This is a genomic window from Type-F symbiont of Plautia stali (genome assembly GCF_059731105.1).
Map to the genome: position 1 here is coordinate 311,360 of NZ_AP035909.1, position 16,095 is coordinate 327,454.

Consider the following 16,095-nt stretch of genomic DNA (forward strand, 5'->3'; position numbering starts at 1 on the left):
GCCTTGCCGACACGGCCAGAATAAACGTGTCATTATGGCACAAAAAATAGACTGAATAAATATCCAGTACTCTGTGGTCCGGACGTGCGAAGGATTAAAACCGGAACGCGGCTCGAAAGTGGGAAACAGTGAGCAGGACGTGTTAGAATTGATGGATTAGACTGAATGCATTAACTCATCGGGAGACAGCAACATGGCCAGTCGTGGCGTTAACAAAGTGATTCTTGTCGGGAATCTGGGTCAGGATCCGGAAGTACGTTATATGCCAAATGGTGGCGCTGTTGCCAACATTACGCTGGCTACGTCGGAGAGCTGGCGTGATAAGCAGACCGGTGAAAACAAAGAGATCACCGAGTGGCACCGTGTGGTGCTTTTTGGAAAACTGGCTGAAGTCGCGGGTGAATATCTGCGCAAAGGCTCTCAGGTTTACATCGAAGGTCAGCTGCGCACCCGTAAATGGCAGGATCAGGGTGGCCAGGAACGTTACACCACCGAAGTCGTGGTTAACGTCGGCGGCACCATGCAGATGCTGGGCGGCCGTCAGCAGGGCGGTAATGCCGCTGCAGGCGCGCAGGGTGGTGGCAACAACAATGGCTGGGGCCAGCCGCAGCAGCCGCAGGGCAACAACAATCAGTTCAGCGGCGGCGCGCAGTCCCGTCCGCAGCAGCCGCAGAGTGCGCCTACCAGCAACAACAACGAACCGCCAATGGATTTTGACGACGATATTCCGTTCTGATTCATCTGGCCTGACGCGTTTAAAAAGCCCGCTATGCGGGCTTTTTTTATGCGCGGCCCCGGCCGGCCGGGGCTATGACCATTCCGCCAGCACGGCATCCGTGCTCAGCACGCGCGGCACGTTGCCAGGGATCAGCAGCGAGGCCCACACCTCGTTGTGCTGATTAATCAGCGCTTCGGCCCCGACCCAGCGGCGATCGGCGGTGGTGTGCGCATCCGCCGCCACGGTAATCGCATAGCCCGCACTGGCCCCTGCTTTAATTGTGGTATCCAGACAGTAGTCGGTCGCACAGCCGCACACCACAAACGCCTCCACCTCCAGACGCTTTAACAGCGCGGCCAGCTCTGTCTGCCAGAAGCTGTCGCAGGCCGTTTTCGTCACGTAATGCGCGCCCGCAGGCTGAACCAGTTCCGGCAGCAGATCAAAGCTGGGGTCGCCCTCGCACATCGTGCCTTCACGATGCTGAATAAAGAGGATGATATCGGCGCGATCGGTCAGCCGGTTGATCCGGTCAACCCGGCCTGCTTTATCGAAACGTGGTGTGCTGAACACGCCGTTCTGCATATCAATGACGATGACGACTCGCTGTGCCATGCTGACTCCCTCAGAATGAGAAAAAAACAGTGTTACCTGCGGCGCGGCGGATAGCAATCTTTTGCATTTTCCCCCCGGTCGCAGGCATGCTAATCCGACATCGGATAAATAAGGAGAGAGAAGTGGAAGGTGTTCCGGCTGTTTTTCCCTGTGAAAAAGACCGCGCACAGTTTCAGCAACCGGCCGCGTTGCCCGGTGTGGAACTCTATCAGGCTCACATCTCCCGCTACGCTTTTGAACCCCATACCCATGAAGCCTTTGGCATTGGCACGATTGAGGCGGGTGCGCAGCGTTTTCGCTATCGCGGCACCGAATATACCGCGCCGGTGAACTCGCTGGTGACCATGAATCCGGATGAGCTGCATACCGGTGAGTCAGCCTGTGACGAGGGCTGGCGCTATCAGATGATCTACATTCAGCCGCAGCTGATGGATGAACTGACCGGCGATCGCGGCTGGTGGTTTAACGAGGCGCTGCTGACCGATCCGCGCATCGCGCAGCCGCTCTCCCGCACGCTGGCCGCACTCTGGCAGGCGGAGTCCGGACTGGCGCGCCAGAGTCTGCTTTCCGAACTGCTGTTGCAGATTCGCCCGCTGGCGCGGATGTCGTCACCGGGCAGGCCCGAGGGAGGGCATCGCTTTGATCAGGTGCGTGATTTTCTGCGGGCAAATCTGGCGGAACCGGTGCGGCTGGAGGAGCTGGCGGCGCTGGCCTCGCTGTCGCCGTGGCACTTCTTACGCGCTTTCCGCCAGCACTATCACGTCACGCCGCATCAGATGCTGATGGCTTTCCGCCTCTATGATGCCAAACAGCGACTGGCACAGGGCGAAGCCGCTGCCAGTGTCGCAGCGGCCGTCGGGTTAACCGATCAGGCTCATCTGACCCGCGCCTTTGCTAACCGCTATGGCATTACGCCTGGCCGCTATCAGAAACAGGTGCGCCAGCCCTGACACAACCGCAATCTGCTACAAGCCTTCCTCCTTCACTCCCGCCACACTGTGAAAAAAAGCTATACGGGAAAAAGTCATGTTTGCTGGTGTTATGTTTGCCGTTACCGCGGGGCTGATGTGGGGGCTGATCTTTGTCGGGCCGCTGCTGGTGCCTGACTACCCTGGTGCACTGCAGTCGGCGGGACGTTATGTGGCGTTCGGGCTGATTGCGCTGCCGCTGGCCTGGCACGATCGCCGCCGACTGCGCCAGCTGGGGCGGGCCGACTGGCGCGAGGCAGTGAAACTCTCGCTGGTGGGTAACCTCTTCTATTATGCGTTTCTGGCCAATGCTATTCAGCGCACCGGCGCGCCGGTCTCCACCATGATTATCGGCACACTGCCGGTGGTGATCGCCGTTACCGCCAATCTCTGTTACGGCCATCTTGAAGGACGTCTGCCCTGGCGGCGGCTCTTTCCGGCGCTGGTGATGATGGCGGCCGGGTTGCTCTGCGTCAATGCGGCGGAGTTGCGGAGCCAGGGCGCAACGCTGGATCTTAGTCGTTACCTGACCGGCATCGTGCTGGCACTGCTGGCGGTGGTCTGCTGGACCTGGTATCCGCTGCGCAATGCCCGCTGGCTGCGCACTCATCCCGCACTGCGACCCTCGACCTGGGCGACGGCGCAGGGGCTGGTGACGCTGCCGATGGCGCTGACCCTGTATGCGCTGGTCAGCGTTCAGATCGCCTGGCAACAGCCTGACTTCCCGCTGCCGTTCGGGCCACATCCGTCAGTGTTTATCTCTCTGATGCTGGCGATTGGCCTGCTCTGCTCCTGGCTCGGCAGCCTGTGCTGGAACGCCGCCAGCCAGCGTCTGCCCACGGTACTGATGGGGCCGCTGATTGTTTTTGAGATCCTGTTCGGTCTGTTATGGACTTTTCTCTGGCATCAACGCTGGCCACCTCTGCTCACCGTTATCGGCATTGCCTGTCTGATGGCTGGCGTGCTGTGGGCAATGCGTATCAAACCACAGCCGCGGGTGGTTGCCCTCAGCGGATAACCCACACCGATCTCTGGAATAAACTGGCCGTGCGAAGCCCGCTTTGCCCGGCTTTTTAAGACAAAACCCTATCCCGATTTGCACTCTGTCCGACAGATTTTTGCCGCGAAATCGATTTCATGCGATGCGAAGGGGGAAAATCTCGTCGGGTTAACCCCTGCCATCCACCCCCGGTCAGCAAAAAAACGGCACTTTTCACCCGCTGAAGGCGGATCGTTTACCGCCGGGATGCAATTTCCTGCACAGATAGCGCCCATAAATCAGGAAAAAAAGCGCAGCATTATGGACGTTACGCTTTTCTCTGCCGCATTTTATTGGATTGTGACCCTGAGTTATGCCCGCTAAAAACCACTATTAACTTCATTCCACATTCAATGAGTAAGAAAATTCCGCCGCTGCGTTTTTAATTAAAGATTAATCTGTGGCATCAATGATGCGCAATGAAGAGAGTGAAAAGATAGCCACATAACGTTAGTGATAAGGAGCAATAAACTATTTATGCCGGATTAATCCTGGAGAAACTATTGCGGAAAAGGCACGCAAAGGAATTAAAGCGTAACCGCAAAAAGTTTGGGTTAGGGCCAGGATTAACTTAAAAGAAGTGTGATTATTTTTCGTTCTAAGTTTAAAGCGTCTTAATGTTATCCAGACGCTTTGGTAGTGGGGTTTAGCAGCACTTAACAAAAAAAGAGGAGGCCCAATCCCGCTAAAACGAGATTGGGAGGGGAAGAATCGGCGTAGAATGCGAGACTTTTGCTGTTGTGAATCAATTTTACCGCAAAAAAAGAAGCTTAGCCGTGAAGCCATTCATTAGTTATAAATGGAGCGGAAAGGGGTGCCGCAATTGTCCTGTTAAATGATCTTCATCTCTTCTGGTAAGAACAAATCTCAGCGTTAAGTCTGGTAAGCGCGGTAGCATGGGGGTTATCGGTTCTCCGTGCCTGACGGATAATGGTAAACGCTGCGGCTGATATCCAGCAGGCGGCAGCTGCGGCGGGTGCCGATGTCAAACGTGGTCTGCAGAAAGTCTACAGCCTGACGCTTTTCATTCGTGGTAAAGAAGTGCTTAAGCACGCTCTGCAGCATCTCTTTATCCGAGTTGAGGGTCTGCAGCTCACGCGTCGCATTCTGCAGTTTTTCTTCCAGCTCCTTGATTTTTCTGCCTTCTTCCGAAGACAACCCAGAAAACTTCTTCTTCCAGCTGTAGAACGTGGCTTCAGAGATGCCTAACTCTTCACAAATCTCTCTGACTTTCACGCCCGATTCAGAAGCTTTAATGGCATTTGTGATTTGATCTTCGCTGTATCGTGACTTTCTCATAAATGCTCTTACCTTTCTTATCGATTAATGGATGAGAATGACTTTAATAATTTCTGGCACTGTAAGATTCTATTAATGCAGTATTAAAGTGCGCCAATGGAATAGCGAAGCCTAAATTAAGATATTTAGAATAAATATCATCATGGGATAAATCTTATTTTATTCTTATCCGCAGGCCGCGCCTTCCTGGAGGCGGATTTTTGTTATAAATTCATCGCATCCCGAATACGGAAAAATTAAACGTAAACCGGATATTTAGCCTGACCGACCCGAATAATAGGGGGGTTGTGGCCGTTTAAGGTTGGGTTATTTTCAGCCTGAAATCGTTTCCATTTGAAGTGATTCGCGCCAGATATAATAAGAATTATCCTGAATTCACTCTCCGGATTATGATCAACTTCTCAATTTTCGGACCAGCTTAGTCTGAAGTCTTACATTTTCGCCAGGCCTACTGCGCGCTTATTAATTCGTTACAGGGATGTTGTACCGAAGCGGTTGTAGTTGAGTAATACTAAGGAAGAGTCGATGAAATTGAGCGTAATGTCTAATGCCGCCTGGATGATGTCTGAAAAGATCATCTCCGTATTTGGCGTCATTTTTGTGACGTCTTACGTGGCAAAATCCTTTGGCCCAACGGTGTTTGGCCAGATGGCGTTTTCAACCTCACTATTTGCAATGGTGCAAACCGTTGCCATCTTTGGCACCGAAACCATTCTGTTTAAGCGTGTCAGCAAAAATGCCTCAAAAGGCCTGCGTCTGATGAGCATCGCCCGGACGCTGCGGATGGTGTTGTTACTGGTCACTTCGGTGCCAGTCTTAATCTGGGTCTGGTACAACATGCAGGAAAATTTTCTGGCATTTGCACTGGCCTCATTTGTGGCGTCCGTTTTTGTCACCCAGGACACGTTCAGCGTCTACAACAATGCGCGGCTGGCCTCGCGCCTGAATACCGTTGCCAATGCGACAGGCATGCTGCTGAGTTTCGGCATCAGCTTTACCATCGCCTGGCTGCGCCTCAATCCGCTCTGGCTGACGCTCTCCATTGTGTCGGTGACCCTGGTGCCTTACCTGATTAAGCGTCACAACTTCTATCAGGATCATCAGGACCAGATGCCGCCGCGCGAAAAGCGTACCACCTATGTGCGTTATCTGATGTATGCCGGTCTACCACTGGCCATCTCCAGCATCTTCATCTCTGTGCAGGTGAAAGCGGCGCAGATGTTTCTGGCAGGCACCGCGCCGGCGCGCGACCTCGGCCTGTTTGCGGCGGCGAATACCATTTCCGCCTCCTGGATTTTTATCCCGGTGGCGCTCATCACCTCCTGCTTCACTGAAATTTTCAGGGAGCGCGGCGAGGTCGCCATTAAGCTTGCCGCCCGGCTCAATGGTTATGTTATGGCGGTTTCACTGCTGATGCTGCTGATCATCTCGCTCTTCGGCGAGCGGATCATCATCGCGTTGTACGGGCCGGAATACACACAGTCAGGAAGTCTCATTACGTTGCTGTCGATAGCCACCAGCTTTTCGGCAATGGGGACCGTAGCCTATCGCTACATGGTTAAAGAGGGAGGATTCAATTACCTGCTGAGGAAAATCGTCTGTCTGATGGTCATCAGTTTGCCGCTCTCCTGGTGGTTGATCCAGGGTCACGGCATCATGGGGGCCGCGTGGAGCGTTTTCCTTTCAGAACTTTTGTCCCTGACCGTAATGAATTACTTCTTTAAAAACGGCGTCATTCAAAAGATTCAGGTTTCCTCACTCAACTACAAAACCTACAAATGAGGTCAGATATGCTCAAGTTGAAAGAAGAACTCAGAAGAAGTGTGCAGTATTTTATTAAGAAGATGCCCTGGGCTTATCAGGATCGCATCTACTACTTCCACAAGTTCAGAAAACTGCCCAATCTGCGTCAGCCAAAAGTGTTCAACGAGAAGGTGCTGTACCGTAAGTTTATCTTCGGCGATTACCAGAACTACGGTCGCCTGTCAGATAAGTACTCGGTGCGCGAATTCATTGCTGAGAAAATCGGTGATGAGTACCTGATCCCGCTGGTACACGAAACCACTGACCCGACCACGCTGAACAGCTTACCCTGCTGGAAGGGGACGGTGATCAAACCGAACCACGCCTCCAACATGGTAGAGATTCTGCTGGAAGAGCCGGATGCCCTGCGCAAGCAGCAGATCATTCATGACTGCTATCGCTGGCTGAAGACCGACTTCGCCAACGAAGCGCGTGAGATTCACTATCGCTACATCAAGCCACGTATTCTGGTGGAGAAGTACATTGGTGATGGCAAAAGCGCGCCGATCGATTACAAGTTCCATATGTTCAACAAGCGTGATGGCCGGTTTGAATATGTGCTGCAGGTGATCTACAACCGCTGCCAGCCGCTGCTGTCGATGAATTTCTACGTGAACAACCTCCAGGAGGCGTATCACAAGATTCGTGACACCGGGCTGGATGTCTCACCGATCATGCCGTCACTGGAACATGCGCTCGAACTGAGCAAGAAGCTGGCCAGTGATTTCGATTATGTGCGCGTGGACTGGTATATCCATGACGAGCGGATCTACTTTGGCGAACTGACCTTCACCCCGGGTGCAGGACTGGTCACCGGACTGGATCGCGGTTTAAATCAGATGATGGGAGATATGTGGATTCAGGACCGCCGCGGAACGCAGAGCCCGGGCGTTACAGTGCAGGATGTGAACATCCCTGCCATGTTGAAGAAAATTTAAACACACAGCAATATAAAAAACCCCGCGCAGCGGGGTTTTTTATGCCTGTCGATTGGGGATTATCGCGATCGATCAGGGCATCGGCCAGTCAGCAGGTGCCTGGCTCATCACATCAATAAACGCATGCTTTGAGATTTCCAGGAAGTTATGCACGTTTTCCATGCTCAGGGTAATGCCCATCAGCCCCGTCACAAACCAGCAGGTCACACCTAAACCAATCCCGCCACACATAAATGCCATCACATGACGGCTATCCTGACGCAGTCGGGTTTTCAGGGTACTGGCAAAAAACATCAGAACTGCGCTCAGCAACTCCCAGCGCATAACGAGAAAACTGGCGGTTAACGTGGCCATCGGTGGACCTCAATATCAGTAAGGATTCCTGACAATTCGCGGACATCACCGGCGGCAGAAAAGCGTGTCAGGAGGGGCTTTTTCGCCGTCAAACCAGGTTCAAAGTGTGACTTGGGTCACATTATATCACCCGATTTTAAATTTTGAACAAAATTTGACTCTGGTATGGCAGCTGGATCGGGGGAAAAATGAACGGCAGGGAAGGAAATGCGGGAAATTCAGTCAGATGCGCCTGTTGCAGGCGCATCTGCCGGTCAGCGAACCGGACAGCACTCACCGGTGGTGCGCTGGGTATAGCTGCCAATGCCGTCGTTGCAGCCAAAGCTCAGCAGGCGAGGGCGCTGAATCGCCTGACGTCGCATGGTATGCCGGTAGGCAGTTGGCGTCTGCGAAAACTGACGGCGAAACACGCGGGAGAAGGTCTGCTGCGAGTCGTAGCCATATTGCATTGCGATATCAAAAACCGGGCGCTGTGTCTGCGACAGCGCTTCTGCTGCCAGTGTCAGGCGACGCTCACGAATATAGCCACCCAGCGTCTGTTTCGTCACGGTACGGAACATACGCTGCAGGTGCCATTTTGAATAACCCGATTTAGCGGCAACTTCATCGATCGACAGACACTTGTCGAGGTTCTGGTCAATCCAGTGCGTCAGGGAATGAATGATCTCTTCTTGCATCATGGCCTCATCCTTCTGGTGCTTAATAAGTGATATAGGGAGTTTCGTCGTTTTGATAGAGAAGGAGTATAATTCCTCAAGTTAACTTGAGGTAAAGGGCCTGATGAAAAAAGAACGCAACTATCCAAAACCGGTGTTAACACCGGGTGAGGTGGCGCGCCGTAGTGGTGTGGCGGTGTCGGCACTGCACTTTTATGAAAGCAAAGGGCTGATTTTCAGTACGCGTAACAGCGGCAATCAGCGGCGATACAGTCGTGACGTGCTGCGACGCGTGGCGATTATCAAGATTGCTCAGCGCATCGGTATTCCGCTGGCGACGGTCAGCGACAGTCTCGATCACATCCCGGCTGACAAACGGATGTCGACACCGGAATGGGATGCGCTGACCCGGCACTGGCGCGAAGAGCTGGATAAGCGCATCGAAACCCTGACCCGCCTGCGCAACGATCTGGATGGATGTATCGGCTGCGGCTGCCTGTCGATGCGCGACTGCCCGCTGCGTAATCCCGGCGACCGGCTGGGCGAGCAGGGGTCGGGTGCGGTGCTGCTGGACCCGGAACAGGATGATAAACATCCGGATGTGGAGTGACGTCTATACTGAGGAGAGGTCAAAACACAGGGAATCATGATGATCACCGTTCACCATCTTGAGCAATCGCGCTCGCAACGCGTATTGTGGCTGCTGGAAGAGCTGGAAGTGCCGTACCAGATTAAACGCTATCAACGCGAACCGACGATGCTGGCCCCGGAGGCGCTGAAAAAGGTGCATCCGCTGGGGAAATCGCCGGTGATTACCGACGGCAACCGGGTTGTGGCCGAGTCGGGAGCCATCCTGGAATACCTGGAAGAGAACTACGATCACACCTTCCGGCTGAAAATCAGTGATGAGTCGTCACGTCTGCAGTGCCGCTACTGGCTGCACTACGCCGAGGGATCGCTGATGCCGCTGCTGGTGATGAAGCTGATCTTCGGGCAGATGGGCAAAGCCCCGGTGCCGTGGCTGCTGCGTCCGGTCGGGGCGGCATTCGGAAAAGGGGTGCAGAAGGCGTATCTGGATAAACAGCTAAAGCCGCACATGAAGATGATTGAACAGCATCTGGCAGCTAACCCCTGGTTTGCCGGTGAGCGCTTCTCCATAGCCGATGTCCAGATGAGCTTTCCGCTGCTGGCACTGGCGCAGCGCGCCGGGCTGGATCAGATGCCCGCCACCCGGAAATGGTTAGAGACCGTACAGCAGCGCGCCGCCTGGCAGCGCGCGATCGCTCAGGGCGGCGAGCTTTCGCTGCCAGGCTGATCCTCTTTTTCGCCCGGCGAGCCGTGTCTCTTCACGGCTATGCCGGTGCCCCGTCCGTCAGAAACCGCTTTAACTTCAATGCGTCAGCGCGTTGCACTGGCCCCGGCTGCACGCTTTTCCGCCCCGAACCGCGGATCTTTATGCTGAACAATCTCCCTCTGACAGTTGAAACTGTGCCGCCAAACGCCGGATAATCGCCTGCCTTTTTATCCGGCCGCCTTTAGCGACCCACACTCTGCGGCAAGGTAAACGTTTGCCTGCCGGGTCCGCCCGGTCAGGGTTACCGTCTACCCGCTTATTCCAGGGACAGCGATGGCCGCAGAGCGATCCACACAACAAAAATTTTTGAGGCTCAATTATGTCAACTGAATCACGCCCGGCCAGTGGAAAACTGGACGCCTGGTTCTCGATCTCGGCGCGAGGCAGCAGCGTGCGTCAGGAAATTCTGGCCGGACTCACCACCTTTCTGGCGATGGTTTACTCCGTAATCGTCGTGCCGGGGATGCTGGGCAAAGCCGGTTTCTCCCCGACGGCCGTCTTTGTCGCCACCTGTCTGGTCGCCAGCTTTGGTTCTATCCTGATGGGCTTATGGGCCAACCTGCCGATGGCGATTGGCTGCGCGATCTCGTTAACTGCCTTTACCGCATTCAGCCTGGTGCTGGGTCAGCACATCAGCGTGCCGGTCGCGCTGGGCGCGGTGTTCCTGATGGGCCTGCTCTTTACGCTGATCTCCGTCACCGGTATCCGTGCGTGGATCCTGCGCAATCTGCCGATGGGGGTGGCGCATGGCACTGGCGTCGGAATTGGTCTGTTTCTGCTGCTGATTGCGGCGGATGGCGTGGGCCTGGTCGTTAAAAATCCGGCTCCCGGCCTGCCGGTCGCCCTGGGCCACTTCACCACCTTTCCGGTGATGATGACGCTGCTGGGTCTGGCGGCGATTATCGGGCTGGAGAAGCGCCGGGTGCCGGGCGGCATCCTGCTGACGATTATCGCTATTTCACTGCTGGGCCTGATCTTTGACCCGGCGGTGACGTATCACGGGCTGTTTGCGCTGCCTGACCTGCGTGATGCGCAGGGACAGTCGCTGCTGTTCAGCCTCGATATCATGGGTGCCCTGCAGCCGGTGGTGCTGCCGAGCGTGCTGGCACTGGTCATGACGGCGGTCTTTGATGCCACCGGCACCATTCGCGCCGTGGCCGGGCAAGCCAATCTGCTGGATAAGCAGGGGCAGATCATCAATGGCGGCCGTGCCCTGACCTCGGACTCTGTCAGCAGCCTGTTCGCCGGTCTGGTCGGCGCGTCGCCGGCGGCAGTCTATATCGAGTCGGCGGCGGGAACGGCGGCGGGCGGTAAAACGGGTCTGACCGCCATTGTGGTCGGCCTGCTGTTCCTGGCCATTCTGTTTATGTCGCCGCTGGCTTACCTGGTACCGGCATACGCCACGGCACCTGCCCTGATGTATGTGGGTCTGCTGATGCTGAGCAACGTGGCAAAAATCGACTTCGCTGATTTTGTCGATGCGATGTCGGGTCTGTTAACGGCGGTGATCATCGTGCTCACCTGCAACATCGTGACCGGCATCATGATTGGGTTTGCCAGCCTGGTAGTGGGCCGTCTCTTCGCGGGCGAGTGGCGCAGGCTCAACGTCGGCACCGTCGTGATTGCCGTTGCGCTGGTGGCGTTTTATGCCGGAGGCTGGGCGATCTGACTGCTGAACCGGACGTGTAACAACGCGTCCGGAATTTTTCACTTTTTTCCTCCTCGTCGCACGCGTAGCTGACACCCTTCATCGCCGTTTGTTTTACACTTTATCGCTTAACCAATGACTGAAAGAAACGACGCCTAAGGAAAGCATGGAAATCTTTTTTACTATTCTCATCATGACGCTGGTCGTGTCGCTCTCCGGCGTCGCGGCCCGCATTCTCCCTTTTCAGATCCCGTTACCCCTTGTCCAGATCGCCGCAGGTGCGCTGCTGGCCTGGCCGACGTTTGGTCTGCATGTCGACTTTGACCCGGAACTGTTTCTGGTGCTGTTCATCCCGCCGCTGCTGTTCGCGGATGGCTGGAAGACGCCGATCAGTGAGTTCCTGCATCACGGTCGTGAAATTATCGGCTTAGCGCTGGCGCTGGTGCTGATTACCGTAATTGGTATCGGCTATCTCATCTACTGGATGGTGCCAGGTATTCCGCTGATCCCCGCTTTTGCACTGGCGGCGGTGCTGTCGCCCACCGACGCCGTGGCGCTCTCCGGCATCGTCGGCGAAGGCCGCATCCCTAAAAAGATTATGTCGATCGTGCAGGGTGAAGCACTAATGAACGACGCGTCGGGCCTGGTGTCGCTGAAGTTTGCCGTGGCTGTCGCCATGGGCACCATGGTCTTTACCTGGGGCGGCGCGAGCATCGAATTCCTGAAAGTCGCCGTCGGTGGTCTGGTGGCGGGTGTAGCGGTCTGCTGGCTCTACGGGAAATCGCTGCGCCTGCTCAGCCGCTGGAGCGGTGACGACCCGGCGACCCAGACCGTTCTGCTGCTGCTGCTGCCGTTCGCCTCTTACCTGATTGCCGAACATCTGGGTGTGTCAGGCATCCTGGCCGCCGTGGCGGCCGGTATGACCATCACCCGCTCCGGCATTATTCGTCAGGCTCCGCTGGCGATGCGTCTGCGCGCTAACAGCGTCTGGCAGATGCTGGAGTTTGTCTTTAACGGCATGGTCTTCCTGATGCTTGGCCTGCAGTTACCGGACATTCTGCAGACCTCGGTTGACCAGGCGCAGGTCGATCCTAACGTCGAACTCTGGATGCTGTTCGCTGATATCGCGCTGGTCTATCTGGCGCTGATGCTGGTGCGTTTCGGCTGGCTGTGGATTATGCAGCGCTTCAGCAAACGCCTGCTGAAGAAGAAGCCGCTGGAGTTCTCCAACTATTCGCTGCGCGAACTGCTGATCGCCTCTTTTGCCGGTGTCCGCGGTGCGATTACCCTGGCGGGTGTGCTCTCTATTCCCCTGTTCCTGAGCAATGGCGAACCCTTCCCGGCGCGCTATGAGCTGGTGTTTATTGCGACCGGGGTGATTCTGTTCTCGCTGCTGGTGGGCGTAGTGATCCTGCCGATTCTGCTGCGCGGCATCGATACCATCGACAAGGGTGCGCATCGCCGCGAACTGCAGAACGCCCGTGCCGTCATGGCCGGAGCCGCGATTGAGAGCCTGCACAAAATGGAAGAGCGGCTGGAGAAGGAGTCGGAAGAGAATATCGATCCGGAGCTGCTGAAAGAGGTGAGCCTGCGGGTGATCGGCAACTTACGTCGTCGCGCCGAAGGGAAGAACGACCTCGAACATGCGCTGTTCGCTGAAAACCTGGAGCGTCGCTTCCGCCTGACCGGGCTGCGCGCCGAACGCGCCGAGGTCTATCATCTGCGCGCCACTCAGCAGATCTCCAATGAGACGATGCAGAAATTACTGCACGACCTGGACCTGCTGGAAGCGCTGCTGATCGAAAAAGAGGAGTAATCCGTAACGGGCGCGTCTGCGATAACGCGGCGCGCCCGCCTGCTACACCGACAGACGCGGCGGCTGATCCGGCCAGTGCTCGCGACAGCACGCTATCCACGCCTGCGCACTGCGCGACAGATAACTGCCTTCCCGCCAGATCAGACCCAGACTCCATTTCAGCTCCGACTCCAGCGGCAGCCACAATAAAGAGTGCTTATCCAGCCGCTGACAGATCGGCTCCGGCAGAATCGCCAGCCCCATTTCCGCCTGCACCATCGCCGCCAGAAAGTCCCACTGGCCGCTGCGCACCGCTATGGTCGGCGTCAGACTGAGCCGCTGAAATGCCTGCATCAGCTGACGGTTCAGCGAAAACTCCTCGTTGAAAATCAGCAGCGGATGCTGCGCCAGTTCAGCCAGTCCAATCTGCTGGCGGCCAAGCCACGCCGGATGCCGGGGCAGCAGCACGCAGAGCGGATGGTGCATCAGGGGCAGGGTGTTCAGCGGCAGCCCGGCGTCAACCGGCAGGGCGGTCAGGGCGATGTCCAGAGTGCCCGCCAGTACCGCCTGCTGGACGGTCAGCCCGCCAAACTCCGAAATTTTCAGCGCCACACCCGGATAACGGCGGCGAAACGCGGAGATCGATCCGGCTATCTGCATCCCGACCATCGGTGGAATGCCGAGCCGCAGCTCACCGGTTTTCAGCTCGTTGATGTCACCGATCTCCGCTTCCAGCTGATGAAACTCCTGCAGGATCGCCAGCCCGCGCTGATAGACCGCCTGTCCGCTGTCGGTAAGATGCAGGCGACGGCCATCACGCAGTAGCAGCGTACAGCCGAGCTCCTCCTCCAGCTGGCGCAGCATTTTGCTGATGGTCGGCTGCGTCACAAACAGCTTCTGTGCCGCTCGGGTAAAGCTCTGCTGACGAACCACTTCAGTAAAGTAACGCAGGGCGCGGACATCCATAACTATTCCTTTCAGGCATGATTACGATAATTTTAATTCATTTTTTTCACCTTCTGTCGCCGATTTATACTGGTGCGGTGAATTTAATCGGGAGAGAAGGGTATGGCGTTAGCACTCACACCACGCAGTCACCGCGCAGCGCAATGGCTGAGTCTGCCGCTGCAGCTGGGGTTCTATATCGGTCTGTTTATCGCCTGCGACCGGCTGGTGACGTGGCTGCATCTGCCGTTGCCTGCCAACATCGTCGGCATGCTGCTGCTGCTGGCATTGATCGTGACGCGCGTCGTGCCGCTCAACTGGGTGAAAGCGGGGTCACGCTGGCTGCTGGCCGAGATGCTGCTGTTCTTCATTCCGGCCGTGGTTGCGGTGGTCAACTATGGCGATCTGCTGCGGGTCGACGGCTGGCGCATCTGCGTGGTGATCGGCGTCAGTACCCTGCTGGTGCTGGCTTCTACCGCCTGGGTCGTGGATCGGCTTTATCAGTATGAAGTCGCCCGCGCCGCGCGTAAGCAGGGCCCCCATGCGTGATATTCTGCTCAGCCTGCTCTGTGTGGCGGTGACCCTGCTGGTCTATGCGCTGAATAAACGGCTCTACCGGCGCTGGCGGACGCTGCTGCTGATGCCACTGGTCATGACGCCGCTGGTGCTGGTGGCGCTGCTGCTGCTGACGCACATCAGCTGGCAGGATTACATCGCTGAAAACCACTGGCTGCTGTGGCTGCTGGGGCCCGCCACGCTGGCCTTCGCCGTGCCGGTGTATGAGAACGTGGCGATTATTAAGCGTCACTGGCTGTCGCTGAGCGCGGGCGTCGTGACCGCCACGCTGGTGGCCGTCTGCAGTTCCGTCTGGCTGGCGCGGTTGCTGACGTTACCGGAGTCGATTCAGCGCAGCCTTGCCGTTCGCTCCATCACCACCCCCTTTGCGCTGGCCGCCGCGGGGCCGATTGGCGGACAGCCCGATCTGGTGGCGCTGTTTGTGGTGATCACCGGCGTGTTTGGCATGGCGGTGGGTGACGTCCTGTTTCTGCGCATTGCCATTAAGCAGGGCGTAGCGAAAGGCGCGGGACTGGGCGCAGCATCGCACGGCGCCGGAACGGCACGTGCTTATCAGCTTGGGCAGCAGGAGGGCGTTGTCGCCAGCCTGGTGATGATGCTTTCTGGCGTGGTGACCGTGGTTCTGGCTCCGCTGATTGGACACCTGATGTGGACGATATAGTCTACACTGCTCTGCGCAGGCGACTCTCCTGACCGCGACACGTATTTTTACGTAAAGTTTTCCGGATAATGTTGTCTCCGTTTTTCAGGCTGTTAACCTTGCGGCCGAATTAATTGTCCTTTCATGGAGTGGAATCATGTTTAAGCAACTTGTTACCGGGAGCGCCCTCGGGCTGGTTTTACTGAGCGGTGCCGCTCAGGCAATCGAAGGCAGTGTTGATGTCAGTGAACACAACACCAACCTGAATCTGGGTCTGGGCACCACCACGCCGGGGCTGTTTCTGAAGGGTAACTGGCTGCGTAGCGACCATGACGGCAGCACCTACGGTGCCGGTCTGGGTTACAACGTCGATTTCGGGCCGCTGCGTCTGGCGCCGACCGCAAAAGCGATCTTCACCCATCCTGAAGATGGAAAAGATGGATTTGCGGTGGCGCTGGGTGGTGCCGCACACTACAGCCTGAACAGCATGTGGGGCCTGTATGGCGAATATTACTATGCGCCGGAGTCTTTCACCGATCAGCTGGACAGCTACCAGGAAGCGGCGGGCGGCCTGAGCTTCACGCCGGTCTCACTGCTTAACCTGCGCGTGGGTTATCAGTACATCGAGCTGAACAACAAAGATGGACGCAAAGATAACGTGCTGGTCGATGGTCCTTATGTCGGCGCTTCACTGCGTTTCTGATACGCGACATGAAAGAAAAGGGCGGCTGATTGAGCCGCCCTTTTTTT

Annotated in this window: 17 protein-coding genes; 12 read left to right on the forward strand and 5 right to left on the reverse strand. The window is 56.4% G+C overall.

What is annotated here, in order from left to right; genetic code table 11:
- The first annotated feature begins 193 nt into the window (after positions 1-193).
- On the forward strand, positions 194-736 hold the full coding sequence (gene ssb1 / locus AC6I7A_RS01380; RefSeq protein ID WP_058956998.1) for a single-stranded DNA-binding protein SSB1: 543 nt from the start codon (positions 194-196) through the stop codon (positions 734-736).
- Positions 737-808: 72 nt separating this feature from the next.
- Here the strand turns inward: ssb1 and AC6I7A_RS01385 are convergent, their stop codons facing one another.
- Positions 809-1,330 carry an isochorismatase family protein gene (locus tag AC6I7A_RS01385; RefSeq protein ID WP_058956999.1) on the reverse strand — a complete coding sequence of 174 codons (522 nt, stop codon included), beginning with the start codon at positions 1,328-1,330 and terminating at the stop codon, positions 809-811.
- Between the two features lie 122 nt (positions 1,331-1,452).
- Here AC6I7A_RS01385 and AC6I7A_RS01390 point away from each other — a divergent pair, with 122 nt between their 5' ends.
- Together AC6I7A_RS01390 and AC6I7A_RS01395 are read left to right on the forward strand one after the other, a co-directional pair.
- On the forward strand, positions 1,453-2,280 hold the full coding sequence (locus AC6I7A_RS01390) for an AraC family transcriptional regulator (protein WP_009092597.1): 828 nt from the start codon (positions 1,453-1,455) through the stop codon (positions 2,278-2,280).
- Between the two features lie 76 nt (positions 2,281-2,356).
- Positions 2,357-3,316 (forward strand): DMT family transporter, encoded by a 960-nt coding sequence (locus AC6I7A_RS01395; RefSeq protein WP_058957000.1) that lies wholly within the window; start codon positions 2,357-2,359, stop codon positions 3,314-3,316.
- Between the two features lie 924 nt (positions 3,317-4,240).
- Here the strand turns inward: AC6I7A_RS01395 and AC6I7A_RS01400 are convergent.
- Positions 4,241-4,636 carry a transposase gene (locus AC6I7A_RS01400; RefSeq protein ID WP_009092595.1) on the reverse strand — a complete coding sequence of 132 codons (396 nt, stop codon included), beginning with the start codon at positions 4,634-4,636 and terminating at the stop codon, positions 4,241-4,243.
- A gap of 525 nt (positions 4,637-5,161) precedes the next feature.
- Between AC6I7A_RS01400 and AC6I7A_RS01405 the strand changes: the two genes are divergently transcribed.
- A complete protein-coding gene (locus tag AC6I7A_RS01405) occupies positions 5,162-6,418 on the forward strand; it encodes an oligosaccharide flippase family protein (RefSeq protein WP_033736443.1) in 1,257 nt (418 codons plus the stop codon).
- Positions 6,419-6,426: 8 nt separating this feature from the next.
- Positions 6,427-7,377, forward strand: coding sequence for an ATP-grasp fold amidoligase family protein (locus tag AC6I7A_RS01410; protein WP_033736441.1), 951 nt, complete (start codon positions 6,427-6,429; stop codon positions 7,375-7,377).
- A 72-nt stretch (positions 7,378-7,449) separates the two neighbouring features.
- Here the strand turns inward: AC6I7A_RS01410 and AC6I7A_RS01415 are convergent, their stop codons facing one another.
- Both AC6I7A_RS01415 and soxS read right to left on the reverse strand, forming a co-directional pair.
- Positions 7,450-7,731, reverse strand: a complete 282-nt coding sequence (locus AC6I7A_RS01415; RefSeq protein ID WP_009092592.1) for a YjcB family protein — start codon at positions 7,729-7,731, stop codon at positions 7,450-7,452.
- A 254-nt stretch (positions 7,732-7,985) separates the two neighbouring features.
- The gene (soxS, locus tag AC6I7A_RS01420) at positions 7,986-8,411 is read right to left on the reverse strand and encodes a superoxide response transcriptional regulator SoxS (protein WP_058957001.1); all 426 of its coding nucleotides are present in this window, start codon (positions 8,409-8,411) and stop codon (positions 7,986-7,988) included.
- A gap of 100 nt (positions 8,412-8,511) precedes the next feature.
- On the opposite strand from soxS, the gene soxR reads away from it, so the two are divergent.
- The 4 genes from soxR to AC6I7A_RS01440 all read left to right on the forward strand — a co-directional run bounded on the left by soxR (position 8,512) and on the right by AC6I7A_RS01440 (position 13,205).
- A complete protein-coding gene (gene soxR / locus AC6I7A_RS01425) occupies positions 8,512-8,997 on the forward strand; it encodes a redox-sensitive transcriptional activator SoxR (RefSeq protein WP_009092590.1) in 486 nt (161 codons plus the stop codon).
- Between the two features lie 39 nt (positions 8,998-9,036).
- Positions 9,037-9,702 carry a glutathione S-transferase gene (locus AC6I7A_RS01430; protein WP_058957002.1) on the forward strand — a complete coding sequence of 222 codons (666 nt, stop codon included), beginning with the start codon at positions 9,037-9,039 and terminating at the stop codon, positions 9,700-9,702.
- Between the two features lie 358 nt (positions 9,703-10,060).
- Positions 10,061-11,410 carry an NCS2 family permease gene (locus AC6I7A_RS01435; RefSeq protein ID WP_058957003.1) on the forward strand — a complete coding sequence of 450 codons (1,350 nt, stop codon included), beginning with the start codon at positions 10,061-10,063 and terminating at the stop codon, positions 11,408-11,410.
- A gap of 145 nt (positions 11,411-11,555) precedes the next feature.
- Complete coding sequence (locus tag AC6I7A_RS01440) at positions 11,556-13,205, forward strand: Na+/H+ antiporter (protein ID WP_058957004.1); 1,650 nt, start codon at positions 11,556-11,558, stop codon at positions 13,203-13,205.
- Between the two features lie 42 nt (positions 13,206-13,247).
- Here AC6I7A_RS01440 and AC6I7A_RS01445 read toward each other — a convergent pair whose 3' ends face one another.
- Complete coding sequence (locus tag AC6I7A_RS01445) at positions 13,248-14,150, reverse strand: LysR family transcriptional regulator (RefSeq protein ID WP_009092585.1); 903 nt, start codon at positions 14,148-14,150, stop codon at positions 13,248-13,250.
- Between the two features lie 102 nt (positions 14,151-14,252).
- Between AC6I7A_RS01445 and AC6I7A_RS01450 the strand changes: the two genes are divergently transcribed.
- The 3 genes from AC6I7A_RS01450 (at position 14,253) to AC6I7A_RS01460 (ending at position 16,048) form a co-directional block, all read left to right on the forward strand.
- Positions 14,253-14,678: a CidA/LrgA family protein gene (locus AC6I7A_RS01450; protein ID WP_046101023.1), complete on the forward strand. Its 426-nt coding sequence runs from the start codon at positions 14,253-14,255 to the stop codon at positions 14,676-14,678.
- The gene (locus AC6I7A_RS01455) at positions 14,671-15,366 is read left to right on the forward strand and encodes an LrgB family protein (protein WP_046101024.1); all 696 of its coding nucleotides are present in this window, start codon (positions 14,671-14,673) and stop codon (positions 15,364-15,366) included. The genes AC6I7A_RS01450 and AC6I7A_RS01455 overlap by 8 nt, the downstream gene beginning before the upstream one ends.
- A gap of 136 nt (positions 15,367-15,502) precedes the next feature.
- On the forward strand, positions 15,503-16,048 hold the full coding sequence (locus tag AC6I7A_RS01460) for a YfaZ family outer membrane protein (protein WP_009092582.1): 546 nt from the start codon (positions 15,503-15,505) through the stop codon (positions 16,046-16,048).
- Positions 16,049-16,095 lie beyond the last annotated feature (47 nt).